Genomic DNA, 23,784 nt, shown 5'->3' with positions numbered 1-23,784 from the left:
AATTTTAGCTATCTTTATTCATATTGACTAATATATAATTAGTATCACATTCATAAGTGAATTTGTATAGGTAAAAATTATGGAATTAACACATTTGCGTTATTTTTTGGAAGTGGCAAGAACACAACATGTGACCCAGAGTGCTAAGAACCTTTGCATTGCCCAACCCGCTTTGACCCAGTCTATCCATAAGCTGGAGGCTGAACTGGATGTTCCATTGTTTTTAAATAAGGGCAGGAACATTGTGCTTACAGAATATGGCCAATACCTGTACAAGCATTTGAAGCCGCTTATTGAAGATATTGATTTTCTGCCGAAGCAACTTCATGCCATGGCGAAGAAGAATAATTCTACCATCAATTTGAATGTGCTTGCTGCATCTTCCTTAATTACCAAGGCCATTATTCAATATAAGAAATCGGATAAGGAGACTCACTTCAATTTGATCCAGAATGAAGAGACGACTTTGTTTGATATCTGCGTTCATACGTATGCAGAATTTGTTTCCGCTCCGTTTACCGACGACGAGTATTTTGTCTGTTCCGAAAAAATATTTCTTGCGGTACCCAACACTGGCGATTATAAGACCGTGAAAAAGGTGTCCCTACAGGATTTGCAAAATGAAAACTTTATTGAACTGTGCGGATCAAAGCAGTTTAGAAATATATGTAATCACTATTGCAGTAAAATTGGCTTCAATACTAAAATTGCTTTTGAAAGCGATAATGTAAGTGCCGTCAAGGATGCTGTGGCTGCGGGTATTGGCGTTGGCTTTTGGCCGGAACTTTCCTGGGGAAACGTTGATGAAAGAAAAATCAAGTTGCTTGAAATATCGGACATCGATTTTAAGCGCGACATTGTTGTTTCCTTCAGAAAGACGAAACAGGACAACAGTCGTGTCGAAAACTTCTACAAGTTCCTAGTAGAATTCTTGAAAACATCCGGTTTTTGCATCAAGTAAACGCTAAAACAAATCCAGAGTACTGTCCAGATAGATTTCTTCGCGGACGTTCAACTGGTATTCTGGCTTGGTCATGTAGTAAAGCAGGAATTCCAGGATGAGGGCGCTGCCAAGACTTCGGCCTTCAATTTTGAACTGGGAGAAACCTGCGGGGGCGTAGATATTCTGGATTTCGTTGATTCCGATGAAGCCGGGATTCTTCATGGCGTCGGAAAAGCGGTAGCCTTTCTTTGCGCCTGGAGAACGGCAGATGTGATCTTTGCAGTCTTCGCCGAGATTTTTGCGGCTTACGTTTTCGTAACAGTTCTTGCGATCTTGACAGCCGAACCAGCAACATTCATTGCAAAGGAATTCCACTTTCTGCTTTTGCTCGTCGCTCAGTCCGCGCAGATTTTCTAATTCTTTGTTGAGGCGGAAATCTGGAACAACATAACGAAATTCGTCGCAATTCAATTCGGTCGAAAATTGTGCGAAGTCGGTGATGACTTTTGTGGTGCTAGAGACGAAATAAAATTCCGGATAGCGAACCTTGAGATAATTCAGCAATAGGTCGGAGTGAACAATGACGCCATTCTGAACCGCGATCCCGTTTTGGCCTGCACGGCCTCCAAACAGTCTGCACAACTCATTGCATTTCTTATCCCCAAGATGTTCCTCACGGATCAAAGAATTGCTGAACGTAAGTCTTGCGGAAATTCCATATTCCTTCACAAGTTCCGCAACATTTTCTGCTGGCTCATCGCCGAAACCTACCCTGCCACCGCCCCAGATGCAATCGCTGGGCGCACCATAAATAGAACCTATTTCACACCAGTCATAAAACCACTCTCGATGCTCGCGGAACAAAGGCAAGAACGCCTTGTACAAATCGTAGAACTCGAAAAGTCCGGGAAGGTGGTAGTAAGCTTTCATTTTATTCCTCGCCCATAAAATAGAATAATCTATACTTGTTCCCATGAATGCATTCAAAGATAAAGTTGTTGTTGTTACCGGCGGTGCCCACGGCATCGGCAAGACCATCGTAAGCGAATTTGAAAAAGAAGGGGCGCAGGTCGTCTATATCGACATTCGCGAAAACCCCTCTTTTGTGGGCGACCTATCCAAGAAGGAAGTTTTGGAACAGTTCGCAACTCACGTCATTGAGAAGTTCGGCCATGTGGATGTACTGGTGAATAATGCCCTGCCTTTGATGAAAGGCATCGATGAATGTTCTTACGAGGAATTTAGCTATGCTTTGGCGGTAGGAGTGACTGCGCCTTTTTACTTGACTAAACTTTTTGCGGGGTACTTTGCCCCTGGCGCCTCCATCATCAACATTTCTTCATCCCGCGATCGCATGAGCCAGCCTCAGACTGAAAGCTATACGGCGGCGAAGGGCGGCATTGCAGCCTTGACCCACGCCATGGCAGTGAGCTTTGCTGGCAAACTGCGGGTGAATTCTATTTCTCCGGGCTGGATCGATACGGATTTTACAGAATACGAAGGCCCTGACGCAACGCAGCAGCCGGCAGGTCGCGTAGGTAATCCTTTGGACATTTCCAATATGGTGCTTTTCCTTGCTTCAGATAAGGCTGGCTTTATTACGGGCGAAAACATCTGTATTGACGGCGGCATGACCCGCCAGATGATTTATCACAATGATTGTGGCTGGAAAATGGATGGGTAACATCGCTAAAAAGCTGTAATGTTTCAACTTGGAATGAAAAACGGCCTGATTTGGTTACATATCACAGAATGTTTTGCTTGATTTACTTATATTCTGCCTTGTAGATGAAACAGCTTCAATTTGCATATGAAAACCCGAATCAGTTGGGCGATCTGCTTCAGCGTTTAGGTAAGTTCCGTGGGAACAAGCCTATGAAGCTGCTTTTTCATGTTTTCTCGGAACAGTCGGACTTTAAAAAACTGAGTTTCGTCTGTAATTCCATTGTGGACGCGTTTCCGGATGCTTTCTGCGTAGGTGGTTCCTGCTCTGGAAGTATTGTGAACGGAAGCTTTTCCGGGAATTCGGTTACGATTTGTTGTACAGTCCTTGAAAAAGAATCTAGCCGTGTAGGCATTTTGCAATATGTGCTGAATTCTGATTCCGCAGCTTCTGTGGCGGCGGATTTGGTTCGTGAGGTTGAAAAAAGACCTTGGATTAAGGCAATTGAACTATTAGCGACTTCGCCTAGCCTGTCCTATACTGCTTTTTGTAAAGGCTTACAAAAAATAAGGGGCGATGTTCAGATTTTTGGTGGTCTGGCTGGTGCTGCCAGTGATGAAAGTTCGACTTATGTCTTTTCCAATAGACATGGCTTTTCCGCGGAATCTGTTGTCTGTCTTCTTTATGGTGGCGATGACCTGTATGTGGAAACAACCAAGATTTCAGGTTGGAAACCACTGGGAAGACCGTTCGAAGTCACTAAGGTTCAAGGAAATGTCCTGTGTGAACTGGATGGACAGCCTGCGTTTGAGGCGTATTCCAAGTACCTGAATATTCAGAACGACTACTATTTCTTCCATAACACGTTGGAATTTCCCCTCTTCTATAACGAAGATGGCGAATATCTTTTGCGTTCTCCCATGGCTTGTTCTGAACAAGGGGCACTGCTGCTTGCTTCGGACTTGAGGAGAGGTATTACTGCGAAGATTGCCTATGGTGATCCCCAGGCCATTATGGAAAGTGTTAAGATGGGGGCTTCCAAACTGACAAACTTCTGCCCCGATGCCATTTACCTGTATTCCAGTATGGCCAGAAGAACGTTCTGGGGCGAAGACGACGTCAATAAGGAAACGACCCCGTTTGACTTTATTGCTCCGACCTATGGTTGCTACTGCGCTGGACAGATTTTACGTTCCCGGAATACGGTGAAGTTGCATAACGTGACGATTACTGCTGTCGGTTTCCGCGAAGGCCGTGCGGACGCTTCCAGGAAGAAGACTGCTGTTGTTGGCGATGGAACTCGTGCGGGCAAGGTTTCCATTATTACCCGTCTTGCAAACTTCACTAACGTATCTTCCGCTGAACTTGTGGAAATGTACAACAAGATGACCAAGAACTCCATTACGGATGCTCTGACGGGCTTGTATAACCGTGGTGAAATTCAGCGTAGAATCGAACGACGTTTTGCAGAAAACCCCAATGGCAAGATGTCTCTGGTCATGATTGATATCGACAACTTTAAGTCGGTGAATGATACCTTTGGCCATAAGGAAGGCGATACTGTTATTGAAGGCCTTTCTAAGCAAATTCAGGTGGCCTCTTTTGAAAATGCTCCGGATGCTGATGCTGGCCGCTGGGGTGGTGAAGAATTTATGATCATGCTTCCGGATATGGGATTGAAGGAAGCTGTTGAATTTGCAGAAGTTGTTCGTACCGGTTTCGCTCAAATACAGTTCCCTGCTGTGGGAAGAAAGACCATTAGTCTTGGTGCTACGGAATTGAAGAAGGGTGATACTGTTGACGCTATTTGCGTTCGTGTGGATGATGCTCTTTATCAAGCGAAGCGTACGGGCAAGAATAAGGTCGTAGTTCTGTAATTATTTTAGTAGGGTTCCCTGATGGCAGACCTCAAGACAGTAAGTGTTGTTGGTGCCGCTCTAGATGGTGGCGATATTGAAATGGAGTACGCAACCTTTGGTAGTGGCTCCAAACCCTTTGTAATTATTCCTGGATTGAGTCTTCGAAGCACCCTGGCTTCTGCCAGCTCTGTAGAGACCGCCTACAAGGTGTTCAAGGATGATTACACGGTCTATCTTTTCGACCGCCGAAAGAACATGCCCGAGGTTTATTCCGTCAAGGAAATGGCTCACGACTTGGCTGCAACTCTTAAGGCTATTGGCATAGAACATGCTTCTGTTCTTGGAACTTCCCAAGGCGGAATGATTGCCCAGTATATGGCAATTAACAATCCTGAATTGGTGGGTCAGCTGGTTCTTGCATCCAGTTCTTCCAAGGCAGAACCACTTCAGGTCGCAGTCATCGGGAACTGGGCTAAATTAGCTCGTGAAGGAAAGACCGAAGAATTGGTCAATGACTTCATTGACAATGCTTTTACGCCCGCATTCCTTCAGCGTTATCGCCGTGCGCTTCTCATGATGTACAAGAATTTGACTGCGGAGGAACTGCATCGTTTTGCCATTACGGCGGAAGCTTGTGCCGGGGTGGATACCTACGACAATCTGGGTAAGATTCAGTGTCCTACGCTTGTCATTGGCGCTGGCCTTGACCATGTGGTGACCTATGAAGCTTCCGTCAAGATTGCAGAAAAATTGAAATCTGAAAACGTCCCTTACCAGTTCTATACTTATGAAGAAAATGGCCACGCCGTATTTGACGAGGCCAAGGATTATAAGGAACGCGTTCTGGAATTTTTCCGCACCCATTAGGTTGCTTTTAGAATTAGCGCTTCCAAGGGACGCAAGATATTGGAAATGAGGTTGTCTCCATAGTTGGAGATGACCTTTTCTTTTTGCTCAATGAGAGCCTTATCTAACGTTACGGATGCTTCATCAAGATTTACCAGGATGGTGTATTCGCCACGTTTGTATCCCATTACTTGAGGGTGTTCTTCCAGAAGAATTTCCAAATTGCCGCCGTTTAAGGCGGGAGAATCCTGCCTGAGTTCAATGAGTTTCTTGTAGAAATTCAGGACGGAATTTTCATCCTGTTCTTCTGTTGCGACATTTATATCTGGATAGTTCTCGTTCATGCCGAGCCAAGGTTTTCCGGTGGTGAAACCTGCATTCGGACTGTTGTCCCATTGCATGGGCGTGCGGGCGTTGTCTCGACTAAAGCGGTTGACGAATTCCATTGCATCTGTGGGGGAGAATCCTTCCTGAAGCGCCAAGTTGTACTGTGCCTTGGTGTTCACTTCGTCGTACTTGTCAATGGAATTCCACTTCACGTTGGTCATGCCGATTTCCTGCCCTTCAAACAAGAAAGGCGTGCCTCGCAAAGTCATCATGAGAACGGCGATGGCTTTGGCTGCCATCTTATTGGAATCCGGATGGTTCGCCACCTTAGGACTGAAAAAATTATGGACGCTGCGGGGCTTGTCGTGATTCTCAAAGAATACGGGATACCAGCCGTTCTTTGCCGTAGCCTTCTGGCTTGCCAGTAGGGCTTTCTTAAAGTCCATAATGCCAAAGGGGGTGGGCTTGCACCAGATTTCAACATCATGCAGATGGCCGAATTCAAAGAGCATATCGAATGCTCCTTTTTCGCCCACCCAGTATTTTAAATCTTCAGGGCCAACGCCATTTGCTTCCGCTACCGTAAAGACGTTTTTTCCTTCTGTAACATTGGCCTTAAACTCTTGCAGAAAATCAAGAATTCCCGTCGTGTTTACGGTCATGGTGTGAATGCTGACCATCCCGTCGCTTGCGTCGGGCTTGCCGTTTGCGAAATTCGAAGGCTTCTTGATGTAGGGAATGGCATCAATTCTGAAACCGCCAACGCCCTTGTTGATCCAGAAGTTGGCAATGTCATAAAGTGCCTGGCGAACGTCTGGATTTTCCCAGTTAATGTCAGGTTGCTGTTCCGCAAAGGTGTGTAGATAATATTGCTGACGTTCCTCGCACCAGGTCCAAGCGGGTACGCCGAAAATGCTACGCCAGTTGTTGGGAGGCTCCCTATGTTCGCTGCCGTCTTCCGCTACTGTAATGACAGGATCTTTCCAGATATACCAATCCCTTTTGGGGTTGTGGCGGTTACTGCGAGATTCCTTGAACCATTCACATTCTTCTGACGTATGGTTGAAAACCAGGTCCATCACGATTTTGATGTTCCGCTTGTCCGCTTCAGCAATAAGACGGTCCATATCTTCCATGGTTCCGTATAGCGGATTGATTTTGTAGAAGTCGGAAACGTCATAGCCGTTATCTACCATAGGGGAGGCGTAAACCGGCGTAAGCCAGAGAGCACCCACCTTTAATGATTGGAGATAATCCAGACGGCTCGTAATGCCGTTAATGTCTCCAAAGCCGTCTCCGTTGGAATCCTGAAAACTGCTGGGATAGATTTCGTAGGCGATGGTGTGTTTCCACCAGTCCCGATTTTGAAAAACGCTGGAATATGCCATAGTAAACCTTTCCCTGAAATCTAGGAATTTATTTTTGACTACATTTAGAGCATCTTATATCAAGGAGATTATATGAAAAAGCTTTTCGCTGGTCTTGCTGTTGCTGCAGCATTGGTCTTTACTGGCTGTAACGAAAACAAGGAAACTCAGACTCAGGGTGATATGTCCCTGGAAAAGGTGAAGAGTGCTGGTGAATTTGTGCTGGGCTTGGATGATTCTTTCCCGCCCATGGGCTTCCGTGACAAGGACAATAACATTGTGGGTTTCGATATTGACCTGGCAAATGAAGTTTGCACACGTCTCGGCGTCAAGCTGAAGACTCAGCCCATTTCCTGGGATGCCAAGGAACAGGAATTGAATACCGGCAAGATTGACTGCATTTGGAATGGCATGAGTGTGGACTCTGCCCGTGCCGCCGCCATGAACCTCAGCGATCCTTATCTGAAGAATCGTATGATTTTCTCCGTGAAGGATAAGTCTCTTGCAAATCTTGCTGCTCTTGCTGGCAAGAAGATTGCTGTCCAGAACGGTTCCACAGCCCAAAAACTGTTGGAAGCTTCTGACGCTGGTAAGGCTGCCAAGGAAATCATTCCCTTTGACGACAATCAGACTGCTATGATGGATTTGGATAAGGGTGGTGTGGACGCTGTATTCCTGGATGAAATCGTTGCCAAGTTCTGGATTACCTCCAATGCCAAGGATTTCGTGGTGATGGAAGAAGGCCTTAGCGATGAAGTCTACGCCATTGGCTTCCGCAAGAAGGACCAGGCACTCCGTGACGCAGTGAACGAAACCCTGAAGGCCATGCAGGCTGACGGCAAGTTCGCAGAAATCTCCGCCAAGTGGTTCGGCAAATAGCGACGAGCCAGGGCTTTGCCCTATGAGTTTTGAGCATGCGCTCTTTTGAACGCTTTGAGAAATTTCTGTAAATCATAATTTCCTGCTCGAAACTCATAACTCATATCTCATAACTCATAACTCGTACCTCGTCCCTCGCACCTAAATGTCAGATTTATCCTCCCTCCTCCCGATTCTTTGGGGTGGTTTCTGTACCACTCTTCAAATCTTCGGATTGACGCTTCTGTTCTCCATCCCTCTGGGACTGCTGATTGCGGTTCTCAAGATGAGCAAGTATCGCGTTATCCGTTATCCGGTGTCCTTCTACATTTCCGTAATGCGAGGAACGCCTCTTCTGCTGCAGATTGTGGCTATCTATTTCGGTAGCTACTACCTCAGCGATTATTCGGGACTGGGAATTTCCTTCGATCGTTTCCCTGCAGTGATTGCCGCTTTTAGCATCAACTATGCTGCCTACTTTGCGGAAATTTTCCGCGGTGGCATTCAGGCCATTCCCAAGGGACAGTACGAAGCCGCCCAGATGTTGGGTATGACCCGTGGTCAGACATTCTTCCGTATTATCCTTCCTCAGGTGGTGAAGCAGGTGGTTCCCGCCAGTGCCAATGAAGTCATTACTCTGGTGAAGGATACCTCTCTGGCGCAGGTGATTGCAGTGACGGAATTGTTCTCTCTGGCTAAAAAGCAGCAGGCCGCTTACGCCAGCATCTATCCGCTGTTTGTTGCCGGTATCTTCTACTATATCGCAAACCTTTTACTCAGCTGCCTTTTCGCCTACATCGAAAAGAAGTTGAATTACTATAAGTAGGGGAGGGCAATATGAGTAACGCAGTGTTGGAAGTTAAGCATTTGAAAAAATCCTTCGGGGATAATCATGTCCTGAAGGATATCTCCTTTGACTTGTGCGAAGGAGAAGTTCTCTCTATCATTGGTCCTTCTGGGTCTGGTAAGTCTACGCTACTCCGTTGCATTACCCAGCTGGAAACTATGAATGCTGGTGAAGTTTCCGTAAACGGAAAGAACATGATTGTGGGTGTGGATAAGAAGGGCTTGGCCAAGTATGCTCCCGCTAGTGTCCTTCGTGAAATTCGACTTTCTACGGGTCTTGTATTCCAGAACTTCAATCTGTTCCCCCACCTTACTGTTCTTCAAAACTTGACGATTGCTCCCGTACGGGTATTGGGTATCAATCGTCAGGAGGCCCGTGAACGTGGTCGCAAACTGTTGGAACAGATGGGGCTGGGCTCTAAGGAAAAGGCTTATCCCTGCGAACTCTCCGGTGGCCAGCAGCAGCGTGTCTCTATTGCACGCGCTCTTGCCATGCAACCTAAAATCCTTTTCTTTGATGAACCGACCAGTGCTTTGGATCCGGAATTGACCGGTGAAGTTCTTAAGATTATCAAGGGCCTTGCAGACCAGAAAATGACCATGGTTATTGTCACTCACGAAATGGCTTTTGCTCGCGATGTGGCCAACAAGGTGATTTTCATGGATCAGGGTGTCATTGTGGAACAGGGCTCTCCGGACTTCGTGTTTAACCAGTCCGGGAACGAAAGATTGGCAAGTTTCTTGAGCAGGTTTGCCCAGGGCTAATTTTGTATATTCATTCCGCATTAGAAAACTGATTGCTGTTTTTTCGGAGAAATAATGGATATTGGATCTTTACATTTTCAGAATCCCGAAGCCTTCTGGCTTTTACTTCTGGTTCCTGTTCTGATCGCTTCGTACATCTATCGTAATCGTAGCCGCAAGAGTACTATTAAGTTCCCTGCTCTTTCGATCGCCCGTAAGGCTGCTCCCAGCAATCGAGTTCGTCTTCGTCATATTGTTCCCGCTTTGAGGCTTCTTGCCCTGTGCGCCTTTGTGGTGGCTCTTGCCCGTCCCCAGAATTCCATGGAAGTGGAATATACTTCTACGGATGGTGTGGATATTATGCTTGCTCTGGACGTTTCTGGCTCCATGGGTACCATTGATATGCTGACCCGTGAGGAAATGTCCAAGGTGAAGCGTATGGATGCTGAAAAGTTCTACAAGTCTGGCGAATACTGGAAGTATAGCCGTCTGGGATATGCACAGGACGTGATTTCTGAATTCATCCAGAAGCGACATGCGGACCGTATTGGCCTTTCCGCTTTTGGCTCTCGCGCTTTTACTCAGTGTCCCTTGACTTTGGATTATGGCTCCTTATTGGAAATCCTGAAGGCCACGGATGACCTGGCTAAGGATTCTACCATAGGTTCCAGTACTGCTATTGGCGACGGCCTGATGAATGCTCTGGCTCGCTTGCAGAAATCCAATGCCAAATCCAAGGTGGTTGTGCTCCTGACGGATGGTAAGGATAACGCCAGCATCGTTTCTCCGGACCGTGCCGCAGAAGTGGCTAAGTCTCTGGGGGTGAAGGTTTATACTATTGGTGTAGGCTTGAAGCAGGGTAATGTTCTTGTTCCTCAGGCGTCTTTCTTTGGTGGCGCCTCCTGGGTTGAAGTGCCTGTTCCTGCGGAAATGAGCATTGATGAAGATGCTTTGAAGAATATTGCGGGTAAGACTGGTGGACGTTTCTATCGCGCTCAGAATAAAGCTGATCTGGAAAAGATTTATTCCGAAATTGATGAATTGGAAAAGACGGAAATCGAAACTATTGCCTACGCCCGCTATGCAGAAAAGTTCTACCCCTGGCTTCTGGTGGGTGCAATCCTAATTCTCCTAGAACTCCTGCTTGCCAATACTCGCTTTGTCCGAATCCCCTAATGGAAGGTACGAATTATGCGTTTTGCTGAACCGATGTTCTTGTGGGGCTTACTTTCCCTCCCGTTATTTGCCCTTCTGTTCCTGTACGCCAACCATCGTCGTAAGAAACTGGCTGCACGATTTGTGTCCTTGACCATGTTGCCGAAGCTTTCCACGTCCCATTCTCCCTGGCGTCGTCTTGCTAAGGCTCTTATCCTTCTTTTAGCCATTGCTTTCCTGTTTGTTGCGCTTGCTCGTCCGCAATGGGGGCACAAGATGGAACATATTGAACGCCGTGGCCTTGATCTTGTTCTCTTGCAGGATATTTCTCTTTCCATGTTGGCAGAAGACATTAAACCCAATCGCTTGACTCGTAGCCGTCATGAAATCTCTGCATTCCTGGAATCCTTAAGTGGCGACCGTGTGGGGCTGGTGGCTTTCTCTGGCGAAGCTCAGGTCATGGTACCTCTCACTTTGGATTATGGTACGGTTCAGTCCATGCTGCGCGAATTGAATCCTGGCTGGCTTATGCCTGGTACCAATCTGGAACGTGCAATACGCAAGGGTATGGATCTTTATCGCAATTCCAACAGTGGCGGCCAGTATTCTGTCATGATTCTCATGAGTGACGGTGAAGAACTGGAAGCTGCCGCTGTAAATGCGGCCAAGGAAGCGGCCGAAATGGGTATCCGCATTTATACCATCGGTATTGGTTCTCGCGAAGGCGTGCCTATTCCTGTTCCCTCCAGAAATGGAGATGTAGCCTACAAGAAGGATGCACAGGGCAATATTGTGACAACTCGCCTGGAAGACGGAACTCTTCAGGAAATTGCAAATGTGACTGGCGGTCTGTACTTCTATGCTAGTCCCGGTGAATTCCAGCTCCAGAAGGTGCTGACCGAAATCGCAACTTTGGAGAAAAAGGAACAATCCAGTGACCGTATGGAAAACTATCAGGATCGCTATCAGATTTTCCTTGGAATGGCCGCTTTGCTGTTCCTGCTGGAAGCCTTAATCTCCGAAAGAGGTCGTCGTCGTAAGCAGACTGCAGGGCGATTTAGTTAATTTTATTTTTCGTAAAATGTGATGAACTTCACGTACGAAATTGTCACTTTTTTATATTTTGAACTTGGGTGTGTTAAAATAGGGCATTTTATTCCCAAAATGATTCCTATTTAGAGATTTCTTTGGTTTTTGTTCAACCATTTTTACACAAAAAATGCCCGAAAAATGGCGTTTTTAAAGTAAATTATGGGGTGTAATTGTTATAAACCGAAACGGAGTCTCTATGCTCGACCTTTTAGCGGTCCAATCTGGCACTGCCAACGCATCTCTTATCACTCTGGCCTATACTCTCATTCTGGCCTTTATCCTTTCCTCCGTCATCGCCTGGACATACGAAAAGACCTTCCTTGGCCTTTCTTACTCTCGTAATTTCGTTCAGGGTATTGTTTTGAGTTCTGTAGTTGCCGCTATGGTGATGTCCGCCATCGGTGACAATGTGGGCCGTGGCCTTGGTATGATGGGTGCCCTTTCCGTGGTTCGTTTCCGTACCAGCTTTAAGGATCCCCGCGACATTATGTTTATCTTCGCTTCCTTGGGCGCCGGTATTGGTTGCGGTGTTTATGCCTGGGGTGCTGCTCTCGGTGGTACTGTGGCTTTCTGCCTCGTTGCTTTCCTGATTTCCCGTACTGGTCTTGGTACCAAGCACTTCTTTGATGGTATGCTCCGTTTCGCATTGCCCAACGAATCCGCTCCCCGTCTGGCTATTGAAGACGTCCTTCGCAAGAATCTTAAGACTTACATTCTCATCACTATGCGTGAGGTGGATGGCGGTGCTCGTGTGGATTGCGCTTATCAGATCCGTCTTCGCGCTAACAAGCCCGCTGCAGAAATCATTAAGGAACTTTCTGCAATCGAAGGTATCTCAGACATCGCGTTCATGATGCAGGACGCCACCACGGAAATGTAAGGAGAGTGAATCATGAATAAGATTGAAGAAGCTTTCGACATTTTCTGGAATAAGCACAAGTCCAATGCTGGCGTGGCTCACGCCTACAAGCACAAACTGATTTACGCTTGGTGCTTGAGCATTGTGATTGTTATTGTGATGGGTTTCATGTTTGCTGGCAAGGCCTCTATGTTCCAGGGCATCGCTGAAGCTACTGAAACCACCATTAGCCTGCCCAGCCCCACTGAAGTGGTGAAGGTACATGTGATGCCTGGCCAGTCCATTCATGCTGGTGACACCATTGTAGAACTGAACCGTCCGGATCTGGTGCTCCGTATTACCGAGTTGACCCGCGAACTGGATGCTATTGAAGGTCGCAGCAGCTTGTCTACTGCAGAAATTGACCAGAAGGTAGCCGAAGTGAAGGCTGATCTTTCTTCTCGCAGCTTGACCCTCAAGTCCGAAATTCGTAATCTGGAAACTGAATACCAGAGAAACAAGGAAATTACCGCCAAGCTGAAGAGCCTGAAGGGTTCCAACGCTCAGAACGATGGCAGCGACGCAACAGTCCTTCGCATCAAGAGCTTGAAGAACGAACTTGCTGTTCTCCAGGCTAATGCTAACGAACAGATCAAGCTCCTCAAGAGTAGTGGTCGCCTCCAGAAGAGTGCCGGTGCTACCGAAGTGGAAAACCTGAAGAAGGAACTTGCTGAACTTCAGAAGCAGCAGGAAGAACTGGTTCAGGTTGCTAAGGAAGACTGGGTTGTGGGCTCTGTGAATGCTCGCGACGGTGAAAAGATGTCCAGCTTTGCTCCGGTGGTGACCTTGACCCATAAGTCTCCCACTCTGGTTCGTGGCTACATTCACGAACGTATGTACCAGCGTATGGACGTTGGCGAAACGGTTAAGGTCCGTACCTTGGGTGGTACCGGCAAGGCTATTAAGGGCGAAGTGGTTGGTCTGTCCAGCCGTATCGTTGAATTCCCCATGCGTATGTGGAAGATGCCTGAAATGCCTATCCACGGTCGTGAAGTGATTATCAAGATTCCCGAAGAGAATCCGTTCCTTTTGGGTGAGATGGTGACTATCTCTGAGTAGTGCGTTTTCTGAGTAATACATTTTTGAGTATTGGGCTCAGAGATTGTTTGTGGATGTTTGAATCGTAGAAACCAGAATTAATTATTAGGTAGTGTTTATGAATAAGTTTGGCTTGGCAACTCTAGCATTGTCCGCTGCAGCTTTTGCAAGTCCCCTTACTTGGGATAAGCTGATTAAGTCTGTGGATGATGACCCGCGTTACCAGACTGCCCAGAAACGCGCAGAAATGACTTCTACTGGAAGAAGTACCAAACTTTGGGACAAGTTGGAATTGCGCTACAAGCTGGATGGCTTCAGTTTTGCATCTCATGACTTTGAACTTCGTGTCGTTCCCAAGGCCTTTGGCGAAGGTTCTGCAGATCGTGATCACTGGGAAGCACAGGCTGCTTATCAGAAAGCCCATTTGGCTGCGGACCGTGGTGTTCTCCTGTATGACCGCTATGAACGTGGCATCCACTACTTGCTGCGTCAGCGTATGAATCAGCTGACCAAGGAACTGTACCAGGTAAATCTGGATCGTATTGAAGTCCTTCACCTGAAGTCTGGTTCTCCTAGTTTTAATCCCCAGGAACTGATGGATGCAATCGAGAAAGAAGCTGACCTTCGTGCAGAACTGATTAGCGATAGCACTTCCCTTGAATTCTACACAGTGAAGCTCCACCAGTGGGTTCCTGATTTTGATACTGTAGAACTGGATTCCTCCTGGCTCCCCTCCATTGAAGATGTGATTAAGCAGCTGGAAGGTGGCGTTACTGTTGACGAAAACTTCCCCCTGATGGCTATGGCTGCCGGTAAGCTGAAGGAAGAAAAGTCCAAGGCTCGCCAGGATATGGCTAGCGACCGTGATTACATCTCTCACATTGGCATCGGCTATTCCATGAAGATTGAATCTATGATGGAAAAGTATAAGGACCTGGATGCCTATGATGTTTACGGTACTGGTTCTTATTCCGATTACAAGAGTGAATTTGAAAAGGAAACGGGTTGTACAAGCCAGCTAGGCTGTACTTCTACCGCACGAGTTCTCGTTCCCGAAACAGACAATCGCAAGACTGCCGATAAGTTCTTTGCAAACCTTGCTTTCCGTCTGCCGTTCTTCGATAGTAACAAGGATAGTCAGCTTCGCGCTCAGGTGGCAGACCTGGATGCAGAAGGTGATTACATGGATGATGTCCGTGATATCAACCAGAAGGTTGCAAAGCTGGTGGAAGAAATCAATTCTCTGGTATCCCAGTGGAAGGTCCAGAAGGAATTTGTGGAACAGGTTACTTCCAATAGCATTTTTGAACAGTTTGCCAAGAACGCTGGCTCTGATCCCTTGCTGCAGCTTCGTGCACGCGAAAGCGCTATCGCCAGCAATGTGAAAGCTATCAAGCTGGAAAACGAAATCTATAACCGCTACTTGGCTTTGCTTCAGTATGCAGGCGTCCTCTCCGAGGAAGGCGTGCTGAATCACCTCCAGAAGGGCCTGAAGTAATATGGCAGAAGCCCGCGGATTTAGTCTTCTCGAACGCTTCGAGCTGAAGTACCACATCCCTGTGGAATGGGCCGATAAGATCGGCGCCTTCATTGCTCCCTATTGCGAAGAAGACTACTACTCCAAAATTACACCTGGTGGATTCTACTGGATTACCAATCTGTATTTGGATACTCCCTCCTGGACGTTCCTGGGTTGGAAGAAAAAACAGTTGTTGGATCGCTTTAATATGCGTATCCGCACTTACGGTGAGCATCCTGCACAGGATGGTACGTTCCACTTTGAGGTGAAACGTAAGATTAAGAGCATTTGCTATAAGAGCCGCGCTACTATTAAGGGAATTAATCCTGGCGAAGTCTGGCATATGACTCCAGACGAATGGCCTTGCAAGGGTGAAAAAGACCGTAAGTATTTGAAGGACTTCTTGTACAAGACTGAACTTCATGGCGCTCATCCTCGTCTGTTGACTCAATATAAGCGTCGTGCCTGGTTTGGCCTCCGTGAAGAATACTCCCGCGTGACTATCGATACTGGCATGCGTTTCCGCGAAGAAAACGGTTTCGACTATACGGTGGATCCCCACTATATGCAATCTACGGGTATTCCCCGATTCTTCTTGCCGGGTTGTGATGCCGTATTGGAACTGAAGTGTCCCTGCTCTCAGGTGCCCTACTGGATGATTGACTTGATCCGATTCCTGAACTTAAAACAGGGCGGATTCTCCAAGTTTGGTAATGCCGCCGCGGAATGGCAGCGAATTTATGAAAATCCTCGTCGTTTCAAGACCCCCTACTGGACAAAACTTGGTACGACTCTGGAAGAAAATTTGTAATATAGAGAAAATACTCTCATAAAGGATGTCTCCTATGGATATCAAAAAGATTATTACTGCAGGTGCTGGCGTTGCCCTCGTTTCCATGATGGCCGCATGCTCTGACGATCCGTCATCTCCGACTCAGCCGTCTGGTGACCCGGTTGCAACTTCTTCTGCAGGTGTAGGCGGTCTTTCTTCCGCAAATACTGCCGTTCCTACCTCTTCTTCCGCTGGTAACAGCGTTCTGGTTTCCAGTTCTTCCTTGTCTGAAACCGATGAACCTCAGATGGCCTGCTCCGAGATTATGTATAACTCCGCTGGCGGATCTGCTCTGGAATGGGTGGAAATCTATATCGCTGGTGGTTCCGACATGGACAACATGGTGAACTACGCCTTGCATTTGAGCGGTGATGTGGACTTTACTTTCCCCGCTGAGCCCTTGAAAAAGGGCGAGTACGTGGTGGTTACGAACGATGAAACTTTGTTCAAGTCTACCTATCCCACTTTCGCAGGTCGTGTCTTTGGCGGCATGACTGGCAAGATGGTAAACGAAGGTGGCGTGGTGAATGTGAAGGTCCGTGGCGAAGGTGACGTGACTTGTGCATTCAGCAGTGAACCTCCTTGGCCTAGCCTTGCTGATGGTAAGGGTCGCTCTCTAGTTTATACTGGTGGCATCGCTGCTCAGTCTGTTTCCTGGTGTGCAAGTGCTGCACCCAATGGTAATCCGGGTGTTGGCAACGATGCTTGTATCGAGGCCGTAAACACAGTTCGTATTAACGAAGTGAAGCCTTCTGCTCTGGGAGCCGCAGGCTATGAAGCATCCTGGATTGAATTGTACAATGCAGGAACTGTGGATGTAGACGTTTCCGGCTGGACTTTGTATGTAAAGCTTCGTGATGACACCTTGACTGTAAATGCAGGCGTTGTTCCCGCAGGTGGCTATCTGGTTCTGGATGGTGCAACCGCCTTCAGTAAGGAATTGGTTGTTTCCGATCAGGGTGGTGAAATCTATCTGTACGGCCTTGCCGAAGGTCAGGAATCTAGTATTTGGATTCCTGCTGGTACTGGTGTTAGCGGTACTGTGGATGTGGCTGATGGCTCTATTGCTCAAGGTCCTCTGGCAGAAGCTACTCCGGGTGCTGCAAACTCCGCTCTCAAGCTGGGTTCTGTTTACATTGATGAAATTCATTACCATCCGAATGAAAAGGGCCTGCTTCCCTTTGAATTCCTGGAACTGGTAAATGCAACTGCCGCTCCCATTACCCTCTATAGCACTACTGCAAAGAAGGGCTGGAAGGTTGAAGGTGTGAACATTGAATTTGGCCCCAATGATGTAATTCCTGCAAATGGTCGTATTCTCTTGATTCCTGCAACTCTGGAAGATGTGAATGTTCCGGGCTATGGTCCTGATCTGGTTCGTTCCTCCTATGGAGTTCCTGCCGATGTTCAGATTTTCACCTATTCCGGTAAGCTTTCTAACCGAGGTGAAACCATTGCTGTGAAGGAACCTTATTCTACTTCCAAGGACAAGAGTGGTGCTACAAAGTACTTCTACGTTTGGCATGATGCAACTCTGTATTCCGACGCCTGGGCTGGTCTTACGGACGCCGATGGCGCTGGCTTTAGCCTCCATCGTACCAATGTGACGACAATGGGCTACGGTCCCTCTGCATGGAAGGCTGCCGAACCTACTGTAGGTAAGTAATAAAACTTGATTTTAGGGTCCCCTGAGAAAGGGGACTTTTTTTATCCCCTAAAAAAGCTTCTGTATCCTTATTGTAAGCGTTTTCGTCCAAATTGTAAGAAAAACGCTGGTGCTTATTTCCCGATATTTATTATTTTATCCAATGCTATGAAAAAGTATTGGGCTCTCTTACTTACGTCTTGTATGGCTGCTTCTGCAGCTCCGATTACGCTATCCGACGCCATTGAAATGGCAAAAAGCAGCAATTCCCAGATTAAGGCTGAAAAGGCTAAGGTCGAAATGGCTGAAAGTGGCCAGAGCGAAGCTCGTTCTCGTTTTATGCCCCAGCTTACCTTGACAGCTAGTGTTACAAAGATCAATGATCCTATCACAATTGACTTAAGTTCCCTGCAGGGCCCTCTAAGTGATATTGCCGGTGCCGCCGCCTATTCCAAGGCCTATGTATCTACTTACAATGCCGCCTACGAAAAGAAGTATGGTGAATTGTATGATGGTGCTGTAAAGCAGATGGTTGCCGCCGGTATGACCGAAGATGCTGCAAAAACTCAGGCTAAGGCTGCAGTGGATGCCAAGATGGGGGACATCTGGAGCGGGGTTGTGTCTAGCAAGGATGCAAATGACGCTGCTGTCCAGCAGGCCGAAAAGTATGGCGCCGCAGCCTCCGAAAAGATCAAGGACTCCAAGGACTTTAGTATGAAGGTTCAGGACGATGTGTTCTTTAACGCTCGCTTGACCGCCATCTGGCCTTTGTTTACTGGCTTTAAGCGTACTGCAGCCTATAGTGCTGCCAAGGATAATGTGACTGCCAAGAAGGCCGCATTTGAAATGGCTCAGAATACGGTGCTGATGGATGTGGCGACCAAGTATTTCACCTTGCGTCTGGCAGAAGAACTGACCGTTATGCGTGAGGAGACCAAGAAGAACCTGGAAGAACATCTTGCCCGTTCCAAGAAGTTGGAAGAAGGTGGCCAGATTAGTAAGGCCGAACGTCTCCGTGCGGAAGTTGCCTTGGCTGAAGCTGAAAACGCTCTGGAAGATTCCTATCGAGATCAGAGCCTTGCCCGTATGGCTCTCGCAAGTCTGCTTCACACAGATACGAGCTTGACTGCTGTGACTCCGGTACTCACTCCCGAGAACATGCATTCCATGGAAGAATTCAAACAGATGGCTTTGGAAAAGCATCCTGGTCTGGCCCAGCTCCGTACGGAACGTAAGCGTTCCCAGGCTGCAGTAAGTGCCGCCCAGGGTGATTACTATCCTATGGTTGCTCTTTTTGCCTATAAGGAACTGTATACCAAGGATTTGACCATTCTGGAACCGGAATGGGCTGTGGGTGCAAAACTCCAGTGGGATTTGTTCAAGGGCGGCGAAACTCGTTCCAAGGTTGCAAACGCAAAGGCTCTGGACCGCTCCCTGGGTAGCATGGAAGAACAGACTGTTGATAACATTAAGCTTCTTGTGGAAAAGCGTTGGCGCGAAAAGGAACATGCCAAGAGCCGTCTGGTAAGCTTGTCTAAGACTCGCGAATTGGCTGAAGAAGCTCATCGCAGCCAGACTCTTGCTTATGAAGCAGGTCTTGCTACTGGTTTGGATGTGGTGGATGCCGAACTGGCTCTTTCCCGTCTGCAGGTTGCCGAACTGAAAGCTCATTTTGACGCTGTAGTGGCCTGGCTTGGTTTGCTGGAAGCAAGCGGCGAAGTGGCTAATGCGGGTGAAATGCTGAAGGACGTTAAGCCCGTGGAACCCGCTCCCGCTGAAGAGGCTGCTAAGGTTGTCGAGCCTGCCAAGCCTGCCGAGGCACAGGCTGTCCAGCCTCCTATGGCTATGCCTGCTGCAGATGCTGCTAATGAACCTGTCCCTCCCGCAGCTCCTGCAGAAGCTGCTCAGCCTGTAGTCGAAGCTCCTGCCCAGGCTCAGTAAGATCAAGATTTTAGAAAATGGAGAATAAGTGATGAAAGCTCTGAAAGTTATCGGAAAAGTGATTGTGGTTGCAGCCCTTATTGCACTGATCGTGCTGGGCATTTCCACCTTGCAGAAGTTTGCAACTGAACCTCGTGAAGCATACCTGCAGGGGCAGATGGAAGCTCGTCGCGTGTTGGTTGCCGGTAAGGTTCCTGGTCGTGTAGAAACTGTGTTCTTCCGTGAAGGTGACATGGTGGAAAAGAATGCTATCGTCGCCATTATCAGCAGCCCCGAAATTGAAGCAAAGAAGATGCAGGCTCAGGGTGCTCTCGGTGCCGCTCGTGCTCAGGCATCCAAGGCTCGCAATGGTGCCCGTAGTGAAGATGTGACTGCCTTGAAGGCTATGGCAGATCGCGCTCAGGATGCTGCAAATCTTGCTCGCAATACTTACGACCGCGTGCAGAAACTTTTCAGCGAAGGTGTTCTTCCTCTCCAGAAGCGTGATGAGGCTGAAACTCAGATGAGAGCTTCTCAGTCTGCCGCAGACGCTGCCAAGGCTCAGTATGATCAGGCTCTGGCTGGTGCTCGTTCCGAAGACAAGGCCGCCGCAAATGCGTTGGTTCTCCAGGCTAAGGGTGCCAATGCAGAAGTGGATGCTTATCTGGAAGAAACCAAGATCCGCGCTCCGATCTCTGGTGAAGTATCTGTAAAGCTGATTGAAGAAGGTGAAGTGGTTGGCTCCGGTATGCCTATTCTTGCTGTTACCGATCTGGATGATTCCTGGGCTGTTTTCCACCTTCGTGAAGATATGCTGAAGAATGTGTCCAAGGGTAAGTCTTTCTCCATGTATATTCCCGCTCTGGACCAGCATGTGGAAATGGAAGTTTCCTACATCGCCTCTGTGGGTGACTATGCCACCTGGCGTTCTTCCAAGGAAAGTGGTGGCTTTGATTTGAAGAGCTTTGAAGTTCGTATGCGTCCGAAGGCAAAGATTGAAAATCTCCGCCCGGGCATGAGCGTTCTTTTCCCCGTGGATCAGATTCAGTAATCTCGCTGGACGGTTCTCGTGTTTCTTAGTTTTTTTAGAACGATAAGGACGATTTATTTCGGCCACAATCTGGTGATGTGGCTGGTGATCCTTATCTTGCCTATTGCGACGTCTGTCTTTATGGTGGACGTGTTTTCGGCTGAAATTCTCCAGCATATTCCTATTGGTGTCATCAAGCAGGATCGTAGCCAGCTGGCAGACGAACTTGAGGAAGGCTTCCGTGCCAATCCCGTGGTGGATGTGGCGATGGTATGCAGTGATTTTAGCGAGTGTGAACATGCGGTGGTAAAGGGCGAATTGCAAGCTTTCGTGCTTTTGCCTTACGACCTGGAACGCCGTGCTCTTCGCTTTGAAACCCCTGTCATTCCTGTTTACTCCAGCGGACAGAATTACTTGACCAATTCCTTTGCCACAAAGGAAATCCGTACGGTTATTTCTTCCATCGGGGCAAACCTTTTTACCAAGGGAATGAATGATCCGGTTAAGGTGTCCCTTCAGTCCGTAGGTAATTCCACCGGAAACTATCAGGGCTTTTTGGGGATGGGTCTTGTGACCGCCATTTTCCATTTGGCTTGCATTTTGGCTGCGGTGTACATGTTTAGCTTGCCATTCCGTGACCATCGTGTTCGCGAATATCTGGCTGCTGCCGGCGGCTCTCGTGCAATTCTAGGACTTGCAACCATTATTCCGCTGGGAATTATTCAATCCATGGCTATGGTGGGTGTGTATGCTTATACCCACCGCTTTATGGCTCCCATGACGTTGGACGAATTCATCATCACCGCGTCTGGTCAGGTGGCCATGGTGTTCGCTTGTAACGGCGCAGGTGCTGCCTTTGTTGCCATCACGGGGAACATGCGTTTTGGAACCAGTGTGGCTGGCGTCATTGCTGGGCCCGCATTTGCTTTTGCTGGTCAGACGTTCCCCATTATGGCCATGCCTTTCGCGGTACGCTGTTTTGCATTCTGCTTGCCTTTGACTCACGTTCTTAAGGTTCAGTCCAGTATGCTTCTTGGAGAAGCGGGGAAGGCTCACGCATGGGAATCCATCGTGATTCTCATGTTCATGGCCTTGTTCTGGCATTTGCTTGCTACTCGTCTGTTCTTTATCCGCTGGAAGGTTGCTGCCAAGCGCGAAAAGGAATGGAGCTTGCAGGCTGTAAACATTTTGGGGGAGGCTGTTAAAGAATGATCGAAGTTTTGACACGCCTCATTAAAGTAGCTTTCGCTGAATGGAAACTGTTCTATACGGATGCCGCCGCAGTGTTGCTTCTGGTAGTTGCGGGTATCCTTTATGCGTTCTACTATCCTACGCCTTACATGAACCAGACGGTATCCAAGGTTCCTGTGGCTGTAGTGGATTTGGATCATACGGTCATGTCTCGACAGCTGACGCAAATGTCAGCTGCCGCTCAGCAGATTGATGTGCAGTATGTATTCTCCGACTTGCGTGATGCGGAAAACGCAATGGCCGATGATAAGATTTTCGGTTTCATGGTCATTCCCCAGGACATGGAAAAGACCTTGCGTAATGGCGGTACCGCTACGGTGAACGTATATACTCATGGTGCATACGTCATGCTTCATGGTAACATCGGTACTGCATTTACCACATGTGCTTTGACCGTGGGTGCAACCACAAAGGTGAAACGAATTGCATTGGGAAGAAGGGTTCCTGCCGCCAAGGCCATGGCCATGCGCGATCCAACCCCGATTAGCATTCAGACCTTGTACAATAATACTGGCAGCTATTCCAATTACGTGGTTCCCAGTGTATTGGTGCTGATTCTCCAGCAGACTCTGGTCATTGGTATTTGTGTACTAGGTGGTGCTCGCGCCCATCGCAAGTTCCGCAAGAAACTTCGTGACAGTGAAGTGGAAAACGAACGGATGCCTTACCGTTATTTCGGTCGTTCTCTGGCATATTTCCTTCACTATTGCAGCTTTATCTTGTTCTACCACTTTGTGGTGTACAATGTGTTTGATTTCCCCCGTCGTGGTCAAGTTCTGCCCATGATAGCCTTTGCTGTGGTGTTCCTGTTTAGTACCATCAATTTCGGTATGGTTCTTTCTCAGGTATTCCTCCGCCGCGAGACTAGTATGCAGATCTTCCTGTATATGAGCATTCCGATTTTGTTCCTGTCCAACTTTAGCTGGCCCACGGAATTGATTCCGAACTGGATGTATGGTATTTCTGCTTTATTGCCTTCTACCTTTGCTGTTCCGGCTTGGTTGAGTATTGAACAGCGCGGTGCGGATATTTACGAGGCTTCTTCCTTGCTTTATCCTTTGGCCCTGCAGGCGGTGTTCTACATGCTGTTAGGTCTGGTTCTTACCAGAATTCGTGACAATACCCCGCTGAAGACTGGCGATATGTAATTTTTGTACATTTAGGGTAGAAAGATTTGACAGGACATGTGGTTTTGTCGATAACGATAAAGAGGTAATAATATGATGTTTGATCCCCTTTATATGGGAATTCTGCTCATTACGCTGCTCCTTTCCGGCGGCGTTTCCATGATGGTGAAGACTCGCTTTGCTGCTGGCCAGAAAGTGGGTATTTCCAGCGGCTTGACGGGGGCTGACATTGCTAAGGCGATTCTGATGGACGCTGGCATTACGGATGTTCAGGTTCTGGAACATCACGGATTCCTGTCGGACCATTATAATCCTATGAACAAGACTTTGAACTTGTCTCGTGAAGTTTATTACGGTCGTAGCGCCAGCGCTGCTGGAGTTGCTGCTCACGAAGTTGGTCATGCCATCCAGCATGCTCAGGGCTATTTCCCTATGTGGCTTCGTTCCGCAATTGTGCCTGTGGCAAATATCGGATCTAACTTTGGCCCGCTGATTGTCATCCTGGGCATTATGCTCATGGGTATGGGTAAGGCTTTCGGTCAGGATGTGGCTATTGTTGGCGTCCTGCTGTTCGCTGCTACCACGTTGTTCACTCTGGTGACTGTTCCTGTGGAGTTCGATGCCTCCAGCCGAGCCAAGAAGATTCTTGCCCGCCTGGATATTGTGTCCCAGGGACGTGAATACAATACGGTGAGCGGAGTCCTGTTTGCCGCTGGTCTTACCTACGTGGCTGCCGCTATTGGTTCCATCCTTCAGCTGCTTTACTGGGCTTATCGAGCAGGGCTGTTTGGCGGAAGGCGAGATTAACGAAACTCTTCCAATTA

At 47.9% G+C, this 23,784-nt stretch carries 21 protein-coding genes; 19 read left to right on the top strand and 2 right to left on the bottom strand.

Annotation, left to right across the window (positions count from 1 at the left end):
• The first annotated feature begins 79 nt into the window (after positions 1-79).
• A complete protein-coding gene (locus BUB59_RS07445; protein WP_073227908.1) occupies positions 80-961 on the top strand; it encodes a LysR family transcriptional regulator in 882 nt (293 codons plus the stop codon).
• Between the two features lie 3 nt (positions 962-964).
• Here BUB59_RS07445 and BUB59_RS07440 read toward each other — a convergent pair whose 3' ends face one another.
• Complete coding sequence (locus BUB59_RS07440) at positions 965-1,873, bottom strand: hypothetical protein (protein WP_073227905.1); 909 nt, start codon at positions 1,871-1,873, stop codon at positions 965-967.
• A gap of 43 nt (positions 1,874-1,916) precedes the next feature.
• Between BUB59_RS07440 and BUB59_RS07435 the strand changes: the two genes are divergently transcribed.
• The 3 genes from BUB59_RS07435 (at position 1,917) to BUB59_RS07425 (ending at position 5,332) form a co-directional block, all read left to right on the top strand.
• Entirely contained in the window at positions 1,917-2,627 is a 711-nt protein-coding gene (locus BUB59_RS07435; RefSeq protein ID WP_073227902.1) for an SDR family oxidoreductase, read from the top strand.
• A 104-nt stretch (positions 2,628-2,731) separates the two neighbouring features.
• On the top strand, positions 2,732-4,483 hold the full coding sequence (locus BUB59_RS07430; RefSeq protein ID WP_073227897.1) for a sensor domain-containing diguanylate cyclase: 1,752 nt from the start codon (positions 2,732-2,734) through the stop codon (positions 4,481-4,483).
• Between the two features lie 21 nt (positions 4,484-4,504).
• A complete protein-coding gene (locus BUB59_RS07425) occupies positions 4,505-5,332 on the top strand; it encodes an alpha/beta fold hydrolase (RefSeq protein WP_073227893.1) in 828 nt (275 codons plus the stop codon).
• Here BUB59_RS07425 and BUB59_RS07420 read toward each other — a convergent pair.
• Positions 5,329-7,026: an alpha-glucosidase gene (locus tag BUB59_RS07420; RefSeq protein WP_073227890.1), complete on the bottom strand. Its 1,698-nt coding sequence runs from the start codon at positions 7,024-7,026 to the stop codon at positions 5,329-5,331. The two genes, BUB59_RS07425 and BUB59_RS07420, sit on opposite strands and share 4 nt — an antisense overlap.
• 72 nt (positions 7,027-7,098) lie before the next feature.
• Between BUB59_RS07420 and BUB59_RS07415 the strand changes: the two genes are divergently transcribed.
• The 15 genes from BUB59_RS07415 (at position 7,099) to BUB59_RS07345 (ending at position 23,767) form a co-directional block, all read left to right on the top strand.
• A complete protein-coding gene (locus BUB59_RS07415; protein WP_073227887.1) occupies positions 7,099-7,884 on the top strand; it encodes an amino acid ABC transporter substrate-binding protein in 786 nt (261 codons plus the stop codon).
• Between the two features lie 145 nt (positions 7,885-8,029).
• Positions 8,030-8,689 (top strand): amino acid ABC transporter permease, encoded by a 660-nt coding sequence (locus BUB59_RS07410; RefSeq protein WP_073227884.1) that lies wholly within the window; start codon positions 8,030-8,032, stop codon positions 8,687-8,689.
• Positions 8,690-8,700: 11 nt separating this feature from the next.
• Entirely contained in the window at positions 8,701-9,474 is a 774-nt protein-coding gene (locus BUB59_RS07405) for an amino acid ABC transporter ATP-binding protein (protein ID WP_073227881.1), read from the top strand.
• Between the two features lie 54 nt (positions 9,475-9,528).
• Positions 9,529-10,629, top strand: coding sequence for a vWA domain-containing protein (locus BUB59_RS07400; RefSeq protein WP_073227878.1), 1,101 nt, complete (start codon positions 9,529-9,531; stop codon positions 10,627-10,629).
• Between the two features lie 15 nt (positions 10,630-10,644).
• Positions 10,645-11,673 carry a VWA domain-containing protein gene (locus tag BUB59_RS07395; RefSeq protein WP_073227876.1) on the top strand — a complete coding sequence of 343 codons (1,029 nt, stop codon included), beginning with the start codon at positions 10,645-10,647 and terminating at the stop codon, positions 11,671-11,673.
• A gap of 223 nt (positions 11,674-11,896) precedes the next feature.
• The gene (locus BUB59_RS07390) at positions 11,897-12,580 is read left to right on the top strand and encodes a DUF4956 domain-containing protein (RefSeq protein WP_073227873.1); all 684 of its coding nucleotides are present in this window, start codon (positions 11,897-11,899) and stop codon (positions 12,578-12,580) included.
• A gap of 12 nt (positions 12,581-12,592) precedes the next feature.
• On the top strand, positions 12,593-13,657 hold the full coding sequence (locus BUB59_RS07385; RefSeq protein WP_073227870.1) for an HlyD family secretion protein: 1,065 nt from the start codon (positions 12,593-12,595) through the stop codon (positions 13,655-13,657).
• Between the two features lie 97 nt (positions 13,658-13,754).
• Positions 13,755-15,134, top strand: a complete 1,380-nt coding sequence (locus BUB59_RS07380; RefSeq protein WP_073227868.1) for a TolC family protein — start codon at positions 13,755-13,757, stop codon at positions 15,132-15,134.
• Position 15,135: 1 nt separating this feature from the next.
• Entirely contained in the window at positions 15,136-15,966 is an 831-nt protein-coding gene (locus BUB59_RS07375) for a polyphosphate polymerase domain-containing protein (protein WP_073227866.1), read from the top strand.
• Between the two features lie 34 nt (positions 15,967-16,000).
• Positions 16,001-17,653, top strand: a complete 1,653-nt coding sequence (locus BUB59_RS07370; protein ID WP_073228062.1) for a lamin tail domain-containing protein — start codon at positions 16,001-16,003, stop codon at positions 17,651-17,653.
• A 147-nt stretch (positions 17,654-17,800) separates the two neighbouring features.
• Entirely contained in the window at positions 17,801-19,573 is a 1,773-nt protein-coding gene (locus BUB59_RS07365) for a TolC family protein (RefSeq protein ID WP_083540227.1), read from the top strand.
• 31 nt (positions 19,574-19,604) lie between these two features.
• A complete protein-coding gene (locus tag BUB59_RS07360) occupies positions 19,605-20,603 on the top strand; it encodes an HlyD family secretion protein (RefSeq protein WP_073227858.1) in 999 nt (332 codons plus the stop codon).
• Positions 20,604-20,621: 18 nt separating this feature from the next.
• Complete coding sequence (locus BUB59_RS07355) at positions 20,622-21,794, top strand: ABC transporter permease (protein WP_143160275.1); 1,173 nt, start codon at positions 20,622-20,624, stop codon at positions 21,792-21,794.
• Positions 21,791-22,981, top strand: coding sequence for an ABC transporter permease (locus BUB59_RS07350; RefSeq protein ID WP_073227853.1), 1,191 nt, complete (start codon positions 21,791-21,793; stop codon positions 22,979-22,981). The genes BUB59_RS07355 and BUB59_RS07350 overlap by 4 nt, the downstream gene beginning before the upstream one ends.
• A 72-nt stretch (positions 22,982-23,053) precedes the next feature.
• The gene (locus tag BUB59_RS07345) at positions 23,054-23,767 is read left to right on the top strand and encodes a zinc metallopeptidase (protein WP_073227850.1); all 714 of its coding nucleotides are present in this window, start codon (positions 23,054-23,056) and stop codon (positions 23,765-23,767) included.
• Positions 23,768-23,784: the final 17 nt, after the last annotated feature.

It is taken from the genome of Fibrobacter sp. UWEL (assembly GCF_900142535.1).
In the GTDB taxonomy this organism is placed as follows: Bacteria; Fibrobacterota; Fibrobacteria; order Fibrobacterales; family Fibrobacteraceae; genus Fibrobacter.
The sequence above is the reverse complement of the archived record's forward strand: the minus strand, read 5'-3'. Positions and strand labels throughout refer to the sequence as shown.